Source organism: Aminobacterium sp. EBM-42, assembly GCF_001896635.1.
GTDB lineage: Bacteria > Synergistota > Synergistia > Synergistales > Aminobacteriaceae > Aminobacterium > Aminobacterium colombiense.
Genome location: NZ_MPPC01000027.1, coordinates 42,969 through 55,603, shown reverse-complemented (window position 1 = coordinate 55,603; position 12,635 = coordinate 42,969). Strand labels below are relative to the sequence as shown.

Genomic DNA, 12,635 nt, shown 5'->3' with positions numbered 1-12,635 from the left:
TGAGTACATGACGTGTCAGGTGACCTTGCTAGGGCATACACCAGATCCTGACAGAATTGTAGCGGCAGCAGCGCGCCTGTGTTATAGCGATATTCCTGCTGGATTAATTATGAAAGAACAAGACCCTTCATCAGTAGAATCGCTGATTTTTCACTTGCGGAGGAGCGGTCATCATTCTCCTTTCGAGCATGCGTCTTTTACCTTTTCTCTAGATGGGATGAGTCGGGTAACAAGTCACCAGCTTGTCCGTCATCGCATAGCGAGTTATAGTCAAAGAAGTCAGCGGTATGTTTCTATGGCCGAACCAGAAGTGGTTCTTCCTCCAACTGTTGCGGCTCATGAGGAGGGGAAAGAACTGTTCCTTAACGAGGTTAAGGCGGCCCATTCCGTATATCTGAAGCTTGTTGAGCAAGGAATTCCCAAGGAAGACGCGCGGTATATATTACCCCATGGCTGGACAACAAGCCTAGTAATGACCATGAATGCCAGAGAGCTTTATCACTTCTTTTCATTGCGGCTTTGCCGCCGTGCTCAATGGGAGATCCGCCAGGTAGCCCGAGAAATGCTTAAAGTGGTTCGAAGAGAAGCTCCTGTCATTTTTAATATTGCAGGTCCTTCCTGCCTTGTAAAGGGTGCTTGCTGTGAAGCTCGCCCCTGTGGAAAACCCTTTCATTCCATAGAGGAACTTCTCGAGGAGGAATAGTATTGAATTCAGACAATAAGACGGCCTGTCCCTTCTCTGGGAAACGGGAGAAGCGCATGCCCGTGGGAGGACAGGCTGTTATAGAGGGCGTTCTGATGAGGGGCCCCCAAAGGTGGGGGCTTGCAGTCCGACAGCAGAACGGTGAAATAGTACGGGAACATTGGGACGCAGTTCTCAGAACTTCTTCTTTCTGGTGGAAGTGCCCAATGATACGGGGACTTGTCATTATGTTCGAAATGCTCAAGATAGGGATACGCGCTTTGAATCGCTCTGCCGAAATAGCCCTGGGGGACGAAGAAACTATTACCCCTCTCGAGTTTGCAGGATCGGTTGCTTTTGCGCTCATAGCGGTTATAGGTGTATTTGTTGCCCTTCCCGTCTGGTTGGCCCATCTTGGCGGAGAGTTCTGGAGTCTTTCTGAAACATGGAAGAATGTCTTCGAAGGCCTGTTGCGCGGCACTTTTTTTGTGTTGTATGTGGCAGGTATCGGATTATGGAAAGAGATTCGTGATGTGTTTCGGTATCATGGCGCGGAACATAAAACCATAAATGCTTTTGAAGCCGGAGTTGATATGACCCCGGAAAATGTTATGAACTATTCTCGCATCCATCCCCGTTGTGGCACGTCCTTTCTCTTGATTGTTGTGATAGTGAGTATTATAGTTTTTTCTATAGCCGGTCATGGTAGTCTGCTTTGGAAGATAATGATGAGGGTTTTGCTGCTTCCCGTAGTAGTGGGAATCTCTTATGAGATTATCCGGGCAGCATCGTCTATACAAAAGTTAGGAAGGATCATCTTGTGGCCTGCTTTGTCATTTCAATACCTGACTACGAGAGAACCGAGTATTGAACAGGTAGAAGTGGCGCTAGCTGCTTTGGAGGAAGCTTTGGACAGGCCCCTGTATGATCGTTCCGGAGGTGAGGAATACAATGAATTTGGAGAGTAAACTTGATGATTTGGAAAAGACTTTTGTAGATCTTGAAAAGCAAATGTCGGATCCTGTTGTCGCAGCTAATTTGAAAGAGATACAGCAACTTGCAAAAAAACATGCTCAAATAGAATCGGCTGTATTGAAATACAGAGAGTATAAAAAGGTAAAGAGTGACCTTGAGGAAGCCCATTCTCTTCTTCATTCGGGGGATGGGGATATGCAGGAACTTGCTAGGGAAGAGATAAAGGAAAAAGAGCCTCTTCTGGAATGCATTCGTGACGAACTTCACGTCCTTCTGCTGCCAGTGGATCCTAACGATGAAAAAAGCGTCATTATGGAAATACGGGGAGGGGCAGGGGGAGAGGAAGCCGCGCTTTTTTCTGCCAATCTTTATCGCATGTATAGTCGATTTTGTGAACGAGAGGGCTGGAGAATAGAGATCATTCAGTCAAACGAGACGGGCATCGGTGGCTTGAAGGAAGTTATTTTCAAAATAGATGGCCGCGGTGCATATAGCAAGTTGAAGTTTGAAAGCGGTGTCCACAGGGTACAGCGGGTTCCTATGACTGAAGCAGGGGGGCGTATTCATACGTCAACCTCCACTGTGGCTGTCTTGCCTGAGGTAGAAGATGTGGATGTGGATATACGTACTGAAGATCTTAAGATTGATACTTACCGTTCAAGTGGTGCTGGAGGGCAGCATGTAAATATGACGGATTCCGCAGTCCGTATTACTCACCTTCCCACAGGCATTGTTGTTACATGCCAGGATGAACGGTCGCAGATAAAGAACAGAGCGAAAGCCATGATGTATCTTCGTGCAAAGCTTTATGGCTTGGAAAAGGAAAAACAGGCGGAAGAGCAGGCAGAAGAGAGGCGAGGCCAGATTGGTTCCGGAGATCGCTCAGAACGGATCAGAACCTATAATTATCCTCAGAATAGAATAACAGATCATCGTATTGGCTTAACTCTCTATAAACTTGACCAATATCTTGACGGGGATTTATATGAAATGATCGATGCCATGACTATGGCGGATCAGACGGAGCGATTACAGAAGCTTGGGAACGAATAGGGAAACTCTTTACCAAGCAAAAAAAAGAACTGTTCAGGCTTTGGCAAGAGCGGGTATAGAGAGGGCGGAGAGCGAAACAGAGTGGTTTCTTTGTTCTTTGAAGGAAATATCCCGATCCCGTTTCTTGCTTATAGCTTCTGAAGTGTATCTTACAGAGGAAGAGGTCATTTCTCTGAACCAAATGGTACAACGCAGAATCTCTGGCGAGCCTTTGCAATATATTATTGGATATGAGAGTTTTTGGGGCAGGGACTTCCTAGTAGGGCCAGGTTGTCTGATTCCTCGTCCCGAAACGGAACTCGTTGTGGAAGAGGCTCTTCGGCACTTTGTCAAAGGCTCTTTTCTTGATTGGGGAACGGGGAGTGGCTGCATTGCCGCCACTATCCTTGCAGAAAGACCTCTTTCAAGAGGGGTAGCAATAGAGGTTTCTCCTCAGGCTATAGAATGGGCATGGAAAAACCTGAGAAGATATAATTTGCTTCATCGTTGTTTGCTATGGCATTCTAGAGAAATGAGTGACATTCCAGTTCCTTCTCAGAGCCTAGACCTTATTATTAGCAACCCACCTTACATCCCCACTGCTGCGATTGGAAGACTAATGAAAGAGGTTGCTGGATATGAGCCCTATGTGGCCCTTGATGGCGGAGAGGATGGACTGCTTTACTATAAGGAGCTTCTTCATGTTGCTCCCATCTGGCTCAAACCAGGAGGGATGTTGGTTGTAGAATTAGGAGACAGCACTCAAGGAGAAGTTCTTGCAAATTACAACGCTTTAGGGCTACGATTAATGAATCTGGCGAAGGATTTTCAAGGTATATATCGCATCGCAGTTTGGTGTCGTGTATAATGGCGCAGATGATCTTTTCGATCACCTATATATATTATTCTGTATTAGATAAAGCTTCAAAGGACGAGGAGGAGATGTTTGAATGGAAAAGAGAGAGCTCGTGATCATCGGGGCTGGCCCTGCCGGTCTGACATCAGCTATATATGGTCGCAGAGCAGGACTCGACGTGCTTCTTATTGAGAAAGGTGTTCCCGGCGGTCAGATAAATATTACTGCCGAGATAGAGAATTGGCCAGGAGTGGCCCATGCCTCTGGCCAAGAACTTGGTGATATGTTCCGAGTGCATGCAGAGAAGTTCAATACAGAATTTCGTGACGCTGATGTTAAGAAAATTGAGCTTCGCGACGGCAGCAAAGTAGTAGTAACAGACAAGGGAGAAATAGAAGCCGAAGCGATTATTCTTGCTACAGGCGCTTATTTCAGGAAGCTTGGCTGCGAAGGAGAGGTAGAACATATTGGCGGCGGCGTGAGCTATTGCGCAGTTTGTGATGGGGCTTTCTTCGAAGATCAGGTAATCGCTGTTGTTGGCGGCGGGAACACGGCTGTTGAAGAAGCCTGCTACCTTACAAATTTCGCTTCCAAGGTGTATATTATTCATCGTCGTGATGCTTTTAGAGCTGACAGAGCTGCCACTGAAAGGACACTTTCAAATCCGAAGATTGAACCCATCTGGAATAGCGTTGTCGAAAAAATCGAAGGCGATGGTATGGTAGAAAATCTTGTTTTGAAGAACGTTAAAACAGGAGAGGTTTCTGATCTGCCTGTAGCTGGTGTCTTTGTTTTTGTCGGACAGGCTCCTCATGATGAATGCATCCGCGGTCTTGTAGAGGCTAAAAAAGGCGGCTGGATAGTGACTAACGATGATATGGAAACATCAGTTGAAGGTGTTTTTGCCGCTGGTGATGTGCGCGACAAGAACCTTCGCCAGGTAGTGACAGCCGCAAGTGATGGCGCCATAGCAGCTATGGCAGCATCTGCCTATATAAATGAACAGGTTCATCTTCGCTCCACCCTTTTGGATCCTGAGAGAGTGGTGGCCTTCTTCTATTCCAGCATTGTTGAATCCCAGGTAAGGCTTTCCAATGCCGTGGAAGAGATGAGCAAGGAAACAGGGGAAAAGGTTGCTATCATTGATGGTTACCGCAACGCACGTATGGTTGAAAAACTTGAATTGGGTGAGATGCCAGTTGTTGTGGAGCTTAAGAAAGGTGTAGTTGCTTCTAAAAAAACAGTAGCTACTGCTTCTGAACTTTCCGAATTTCTTAAATAGAGTAGGGCTCATTCAGGGAAGGTGGGATAATCCTACCTTCCCTTTACTCATGGAGGTGGAGATTGATGATAGTAACGGTAACCTTGAATCCCGCTGTCGATGAGGAATTTTTAGTGCCGGAGTTCCAGCCAGGTGGGTGGTTCCGCTCAAAGAATGCGATCCGTACTCCTGGCGGCAAGGGGATAAATGTCTCCATGATGTTAGCCCAGTTAGGTTATGAATCAGCTGCTATGGGATTTCTTGCAGGTTTTAATGGGGCCTATATTCGTGATGTCCTACGCAAAGATAGAATTACAACAAATTTTATCCATGTAAAGGGTGAAACGCGAACAAACGTTTATATCGTAGACGAGTCAGGACATATTGAAACAGGGCTTTCCGAGCCTGGTCCCTATATCTCTGAAGAAGCCTATAATCGCTTCCTTCGCAATTATCAAAGAATGCTGCAACGCACCAGATTACTTATTTTAGGTGGTTCTCTCCCTCCTGGTATTCCCCAAGATATTTACGGAGAACTTATTCGAATGGCAAAGGAATATAACATTCCGACAATTGTTGATGCTGCCGGACTGCCCCTTCAGTCTGCGCTTGAAGCTGGCCCTACCATCGCCAAAATAGATCATCGTTTTATGTCGCGAATATCTGGAATATCGTTAACTTCTCTTGATAATATTATTGAAGTCGTTTCAAAACTCCACGACCAGGGCGTGGAATGGGCTACTACTTCATACCACATATACGGAGACGTTTTTTTCACCCCTAAAGGTATTTATTTAGCTCTCGCCGAACGGCGGTCGGTTGTTTCCTTATTCGCAGCAGCAGATGCTCTTATTACGGGTCTCATTGTTGGGGGAGAAGAGGGAATGGACGTAGAGGACCGAATCAGGTTTGCTATGGCATGTGCATGGGAAGATTCCATGCATGTTGAGAAAGGATTCTCAAGTCGCAAAGCGATAGAAGCTCTAATGCCGCGTGTGCAGCTGGAGCGTTTCGATTAAAAGGGGACTCGAAAATGCGAATAGGGGATTTGATGGACCGGGATTTGACGTCTGTAACGGAAAATACGCCTTTGAAAGAAGCGATTGAAATGCTTTCTCAACATAATCTTACAGGTCTTCCAGTTGTCGATGAAATGGGTTTTCTTGTTGGCTTTATCAGCGAGAAGGATATAATAAAAGCGTCTTTACCTAGCTATTGCGAGTATCTGGAGAAGGGAGCAGCTTTTATTCCGGACTTTGATCAGCTTTCTGAAAAACTTCGTAAAAAGGGTATGGAACCTGTAGGGAAATACATGACGCGAAAGGTAATTTATTTTTCAGAAGAAGACTCCGATCTTCATGCGGCATTATCATTAATTCAGCAAGGATTAAAAATGGCACCAGTAGTGAGAGAAGATGGTGTTTTTGTGGGTATAGTGAGCCGAGCGCACCTTATCGAACACATTATGTGTGACGAAGACGAATGATTTTTCATGCTTGGTTATACAAAAAGCCCTATTTTCTCCCCTAAAGATTTTTGTAAGGGCGGTTTTATATGAAAAAAAGAATGAGTGTAGTAGCGCTGGTTTTGCTGTTTATTTTGTTTTCTTGCTTTTATGCCAGAGCGGAAGATGAGATGCAGCGGGAAATTAAGTTTGGCAAAGAGGTTTCAGAAGAGATAGAGCAGCATTGGGAACGAGTCTCCGACCCTGTAAAAATTGCTCATCTTTCTATGATCTGCGAAAAAATTAAGCCCCACATGACTCGCACCCTCCCCTTTGAAATTCGGATTATCCAGGAAAAATCTCTGAATGCTTTCAGTTTGCCTGGTGGCATTATATATATGACGACGGGAATTTTAGATTTTCTTCATAGTGATGCTGAAATAGGGGCTATTATTGCCCATGAAATGATCCATGCTGATAGAAAACATGTTATGCTTCAGATGGCTCAATCCCAACGCATCTCTATTTTTGCGCTGGCTCTCATTCTGGCAAGTGGGGGGAAAGCCGCACCTGCTTTTTTGACTAGCATGGCACAAATAGCCATTACAAACGCATATAGTAAGGATTTAGAAAAGGAAGCAGATGTTGAAGGGCTTTATGCGCTGCAGAAAGCGGGATACCCGCCTGCAGCCGCGTTGACTGTCATGGAGGGGTTGGCAGAAGAGCAATTACGCCATCCTTATGTGGATCCGGGGATATTTATGGATCACCCTTACGTTAAGGAGCGAGTAGCCTACCTTTCAAAAATAATTCGTGAGAATAATTGGCCCATTGAAAGGAAAAAAGTTCTTCATATGCTGGTTGTTGATGTGGCAACAGAAGAAAGATCAACAACTCTTTTGGTGGATGGAGTTAAAGTCTGGTCTGGCCCTGATGAAAGTGATGTAAGAAAACTCTTCCTTTCTATAAAAGAGAAGCTGGATAGGGATTACCAAATGGAATTGGCTCCCTATGAAATAGAGGTTATAGAGCTTTTTGATAATAAAAAAGGGATCCGAGTCGGGCCAACCCTTCTTGTTTCAGAACCTTTACCAGGAGGAGTAGACCCCCTTATTTTTCTCCGAACCGGTTTAGTGGAAAGATTACATCAGGCAAAAGCATCTCATCCTATGGCCGACTATCTACATTAAAGTAAATGAGGCTTTCTAAATTTTCATTTCTATAAAGATGATAGAATATCATACGGAATACTTGAATGCCCTCGAAAGGGGAGCTTATATATGACAGTGTCTCTTTACCGTCGATATCGACCTGCGCAGTTTAAACAAATAGTGGCCCAGGATGCAGCTGTACAGGTTATTACGAAAGCTTTGGAAGAAAAACGGGTAAGTCATGCCTACTTATTTTCTGGTCCTCGCGGGTGTGGGAAAACTACTTTAGCCCGTCTTCTCGCCAAATCGTTGAACTGTACAGGCCAGAAACAAAGCGTAGAACCCTGCAACGATTGTCCTAATTGTCTTGCTATCAACGGAGGAGAAAGCCTTGACGTTATAGAAATAGACGGGGCATCGAATAATAGCGTAGATGAAGTACGGGAACTTAAAGCCCATGTTTCTCTGTCTGCTTTTTCATCTTTATACAAAGTCTATATAATTGATGAAGTTCATATGCTTTCTCTTTCTGCTTTCAATGCATTACTGAAAACCCTTGAGGAGCCTCCATCCCACGTTGTCTTTATTTTGGCGACAACGGAACCTCATAAGGTGCCGGTAACCATTCGCTCTCGTTGTCAGCACATTCCTTTCAGGAAAATTGATGTTCAGAATATTGTAAAAAGCCTATCTATGGTTGCCCATAACGAGAACAGGAAAGCGGAGGAAGAAGCTCTTTGGGAAATAGCCAGACAGGCTGATGGAGCAATGAGAGATGCCTTATCTCTTTTAGAACAGGTTATGGCCTTGGCGGAACAAGAACTCAGGCTGGTAGATGTTAGCCGTCTTTTAGGTGGAGGAAGTCGGCCTGAACTTGAGCGTTGGGTTTCTCGTGTGCGTTCTGGTGATATCTCTGTATTTTCAGAGTTACAGGAAATGTTCCAACGGGGAGCTTCCCCGCAAAAGGTTGTTGAAGATCTTTTTGTTATATTTAGGGATCTTTGGATTGTGGCTTCATGGGGTGGGGGCGCTTTGCAGTTCATAGAGGGTTCCTCTAAAGAAAAAATTTTTTTAGAGCAGGAGTCTAAGGATTGGAATCCAGATCATCTATTGAAGATTATGGATTTCTGTGCCCAAATCCTTCCCCAAGTGCGCATGGGGATGAGATCAGATGTTCTCTCAGGACTCTTTCTTAATAAATTAATAGAACATGGCAGTCTGGTTACCAAAGAGCTGGAGAAAACTCGGGAACCTCACTCCCTGCCGCCAGAGGACCACCCTGCCTTTAAAGAAAAATGGGGAAAAGTGCTTGCAAGCCTCCTTTATGGAGAAATCCACATTTATTGTGCGTTGCTCCACGCCTCTGTGTTTCTCGAAAAAAACGTGCTTTCTCTGAAGTTCCCCGATTATTGCAATTATTCCATGGAGCTAGTTTCCATCGAAAGGAACTCCTTTGTATTGCAACAAAAGATCAAAGAGATTTTTGAGGGAGAACTGACGTTACGTATTATCTGTGGTGATAAAACGACGGAGTGTGATCTTTCTCAATCTCCTCTTTTAGCAGAAATTGAAGAGGCGATAGTTGAAATACAAGATGAGCCTACATCGAGTCTCCCTTTTGATGATCTTCCTCCTACTGCGGAAATCAGACCCGAGTTTGGGAATGAACAAGAGGATGATGAAACGGTTTTTTCAGGCCTGGTTGATACTGTTCTCCGGTGGGGAGGGGGAGAAGTTCTTCTCCACAAGAAGGACAACGTAGAAGAATTAGATGGAGGAATTACAGAAGAATGACCACTCGTCCTTTCGTACACTTACATGTTCATAGTGAGTATAGCCTTCTCGATGGAGCCATTCGCTGTGGAGAATTGGCTGAGAGGGTTGCTTCCTGGGGCATGCCAGCAGTGGCTCTTACCGATCATGGGGCAATGTATGGCGCTATAGAGTTTTATGATAGATGCCTTGCAGCAGGCATTAAACCTATTGTAGGTTGTGAAGTCTATGTTGATCCAGAAGGACACACATCTAGAGAAAAAAAGGGGAGAAATTTTCACCTTCTCCTTTTGGCTGAGAACCAGCAAGGATATAACAATTTAATTAAGCTCGTTTCTATTGCCAATACAGATGGTTTTTATTATAGACCACGAATAGATTACGATCTTCTTACTCAGTATAGTCAGGGGATCATTGCTTCGTCTGCTTGTCTTGCGGGAGAAATTCCATCGCTGATCCTTCAGGGTAAAGAGAATGATGCCTTGGCAAAGGCGCATATGTATCGGGACATTATGGGGGAAGACAATTTTTTTCTAGAGATTATGTACAATGCCATACCTGAACAGGCTGTGGTCAATAGGTCCCTCGTCCAAATGGCAAGAAAAAACAATTTTAATCTTGTTGCCACCAATGATGCTCATTACTTGAATAAAGAAGACTACGACTGGCATGAAATACTTCTATGCGTTCAGACTGGGGCGACCATAAACGACCCCGATCGAATGTCTTTTTCAACAAATGATTTTTATCTTCGGTCTCCTGAAGAGATGGACAGTCTCTTTGGAGCTGAATTACCGGATGCTCTTGATAACACCCTCGCTATAGCAGAGCGTTGTTCTCTGAAATTTGACCTCGGTACGAGAGATTATAAACTCCCAAGCTTTGACCTTCCAGAAGGTGAAACTCTTGAGTCGAATCTTGAAAAAGAAGCAATGGCAGGTCTTAAACAGCGTCTTCATAAGGATAATGTGCCAGAGGAATATAAAAAACGCCTTGATTACGAGCTGAAGGTTATTAAAAAAATGGGGTTTGCGGGATACTTTCTTATCGTGGCCAGCATTATAAGAGCAGCGAAGGATCGAGATATTCCAATTGGTCCGGGAAGAGGTTCTGCCGCTGGATCTCTTGTTGCATATAGCTTAAGGATTACTGAACTGGACCCTCTGAAATACAATCTTCTTTTTGAACGTTTCCTTAATCCAGAGCGTGTCAGTATGCCTGATATAGATACGGATGTTTCTGATAAGGGGAGGGAAGAGCTTCTTCAATACATTGCTGAAAAATATGGTGTAGATAGAGTTGCACAGATAATAACCTTTGATCGAATGAAAAGCAAAGCAGCTATTAGAGATGTGGGAAGAGCATTGGGGATGCCCTACAGTGATGTGGATGTTGTTGCTAAGCTTATTCCAGATGGAGCAAGGTCAATCCCGGAGGCTCTGGATCAAAGCGAGGACCTTCGCAACCTCACCCATAAAGACTTGGCGGTAAGTCGGCTTCTTGACAGCGCTTCTAAGATAGAGGGCCTTGCCCGCCACTGTTCTCAGCATGCAGCAGGCGTGGTTATTACCCCTATGCCAATTACAGATCTGGTGCCAGTGCGAAGGATTGGGGAAAACCAGATTGTGACACAGTTTCCCATGGAGCCTCTGGAGAAGCTGGGACTTGTAAAGATGGATTTCTTGGGTCTGAAGACGCTGTCTGTTTTGGAAGAGGCTATAAACAATATCAAGTTAAATGGCAAAACGCCGCCAGACCTTAATAAAATTCCCCTTAATGACAATTTGACCTATGAAATGTTACAAAGGGGAAACACACTCGGTGTTTTCCAGCTTGAATCCACAGGAATGCGACAATTGCTTCGTAAGATAAAACCGGATTGTTTTGAGGATCTCATTGCCGTCCTTGCTCTGTATCGGCCAGGTCCTTTGGGCAGTGGGATGGTTGATCAGTATATTGAGCGCAAACATGGACGGGCTGTAGTTGAGTATCTCCACCCTGAGCTGTCAGAAGTATTGAAAGAAACCTATGGGGTTATCCTTTATCAGGAACAAGTAATGCAAAGTGCGGCCTGTCTAGCTGGATATTCCCTAGGAGAGGCCGATCTATTGCGTCGAGCCATGGGGAAAAAGAAAGTGGAAGTAATGCAGCAGCAGCGAAAGATGTTCGCTGATGGTTGTGCCCAACATAACGTTCCGGCTCGAAAAGCAGAAGAAATCTTTGATATCATCCAGGAATTTGCAGGGTATGGTTTTAACAAGTCCCATAGTGCAGCTTACGCTTTGATCAGTTATCAGACAGCCTATTTGAAAGCAAACTTTCAGCCAGAATTCATGGCTGCCTATCTAACAAGTCAAATAGGTTCAAAAAAAGATGTAATGGCTCGCTATATTCGCGAAGTAAGAAATTCTGGCATAGAGGTTTTGCCCCCAGATGTCAACTCTTCCATGGAGTCTTTTGCCGCAGTAGACGAAGTAGTTCGGTTCGGATTGGGAGCCGTTGCGAAGGCAGGTCACGGGGCAGTAGAAGCTATTATTGCGGCACGGGAATGTGGCGGTGAATTTTCTTCGCTATGGAACTTTTTATGTCGTGTTGATTTGAGGGTTGTAAACAAATCTGTAATAGAAAATCTTATTAAAGCAGGAGCCTTTGATGGCCTTAACTCGAATAGACGCCAGCTTATTTCAGCTCTTCCTGATTTTGTGGCTTTAGCTCAGAGGAAGGGCGAGGAGAAAAACCAATGTTCCCTCCTAAGTCTTTTAGATGAAGATTCTGAGAGTGGGGATCTTGAACCGGAACTTCCTGATATAGAAGATTATGCTATTTATGAACGTCTCGACATGGAAAAAGAAGTGGTGGGGCTATATATTAGCGGCCATCCCTTTACTCAGCATGAAACGCTGGTCAGTAGATATAGTACATGCAGCATCTCCAATCTTAAATACTGGAGGAGCAGAAATCTTTTTCCTCAGATAGGCGGAATGATTCTTTCCGTCCATGAAAAATATACAAAACGGGGAGATCCCATGGGAATCCTTGAGGTGGAAGATGCAGAGTCAAAACTGGAGGTTATATGCTTTCCTAAGATTTGGTCTTCTATAAAAGACCAGATAGAGCCAGGGGAGATCTGCATTATTCGTGGGACTCTTGATGAAAGAGGGTCAGGGAACATCATAGCAAAGGAGATTGTTTCTTTCCAGGCCATACAGGGAAAAATGCCACCTTTTGTTAAGATAGTTCTCGATGGAACGTTATTGCAACCGAATTCAATGAAAAATTTTATACGCTCTTTGAAGGACTTTCCTGGACGTTCTCAGGTGTTGTTAGAGATTCGAAATGGAGTAGGAAGCGTAGTAATCCTTCTTTCAGGGATAAAGGTAGATGGGCCTACGATTAAATCTAAGGGTTTAGCTCCAGCGCTTCCTGAAGAAGCTTATGAGGTTTTTTGTTGAGTGACCATA

10 protein-coding genes are annotated in these 12,635 nt (G+C 44.6%); all 10 read left to right on the top strand.

Annotated elements, in window-relative coordinates; all coding sequences use genetic code 11:
* Window positions 1-7 precede the first annotated feature (7 nt).
* A complete protein-coding gene (thyX, locus tag BUC50_RS08825) occupies window positions 8-703 on the top strand; it encodes an FAD-dependent thymidylate synthase (protein WP_013048122.1) in 696 nt (231 codons plus the stop codon).
* Between the two features lie 2 nt (window positions 704-705).
* Window positions 706-1,650, top strand: coding sequence for a DUF1385 domain-containing protein (locus BUC50_RS08820; protein ID WP_213700316.1), 945 nt, complete (start codon window positions 706-708; stop codon window positions 1,648-1,650).
* Complete coding sequence (prfA, locus tag BUC50_RS08815) at window positions 1,634-2,710, top strand: peptide chain release factor 1 (RefSeq protein ID WP_013048124.1); 1,077 nt, start codon at window positions 1,634-1,636, stop codon at window positions 2,708-2,710. The genes BUC50_RS08820 and prfA overlap by 17 nt, the downstream gene beginning before the upstream one ends.
* On the top strand, window positions 2,697-3,557 hold the full coding sequence (gene prmC, locus BUC50_RS08810) for a peptide chain release factor N(5)-glutamine methyltransferase (protein ID WP_213700317.1): 861 nt from the start codon (window positions 2,697-2,699) through the stop codon (window positions 3,555-3,557). The genes prfA and prmC overlap by 14 nt, the downstream gene beginning before the upstream one ends.
* Window positions 3,558-3,639: 82 nt before the next feature.
* Window positions 3,640-4,827: a thioredoxin-disulfide reductase gene (gene trxB, locus BUC50_RS08805; RefSeq protein ID WP_013048126.1), complete on the top strand. Its 1,188-nt coding sequence runs from the start codon at window positions 3,640-3,642 to the stop codon at window positions 4,825-4,827.
* Between the two features lie 65 nt (window positions 4,828-4,892).
* The gene (locus BUC50_RS08800; RefSeq protein WP_013048127.1) at window positions 4,893-5,825 is read left to right on the top strand and encodes a 1-phosphofructokinase family hexose kinase; all 933 of its coding nucleotides are present in this window, start codon (window positions 4,893-4,895) and stop codon (window positions 5,823-5,825) included.
* A 14-nt stretch (window positions 5,826-5,839) separates the two neighbouring features.
* Complete coding sequence (locus BUC50_RS08795) at window positions 5,840-6,292, top strand: CBS domain-containing protein (protein ID WP_013048128.1); 453 nt, start codon at window positions 5,840-5,842, stop codon at window positions 6,290-6,292.
* A 68-nt stretch (window positions 6,293-6,360) separates the two neighbouring features.
* Window positions 6,361-7,440 (top strand): M48 family metalloprotease, encoded by a 1,080-nt coding sequence (locus BUC50_RS08790; protein WP_013048129.1) that lies wholly within the window; start codon window positions 6,361-6,363, stop codon window positions 7,438-7,440.
* Window positions 7,441-7,530: 90 nt separating this feature from the next.
* A complete protein-coding gene (gene dnaX, locus BUC50_RS08785; protein WP_286677359.1) occupies window positions 7,531-9,195 on the top strand; it encodes a DNA polymerase III subunit gamma/tau in 1,665 nt (554 codons plus the stop codon).
* Complete coding sequence (gene dnaE, locus BUC50_RS08780; protein ID WP_013048131.1) at window positions 9,192-12,626, top strand: DNA polymerase III subunit alpha; 3,435 nt, start codon at window positions 9,192-9,194, stop codon at window positions 12,624-12,626. The genes dnaX and dnaE overlap by 4 nt, the downstream gene beginning before the upstream one ends.
* Window positions 12,627-12,635 lie beyond the last annotated feature (9 nt).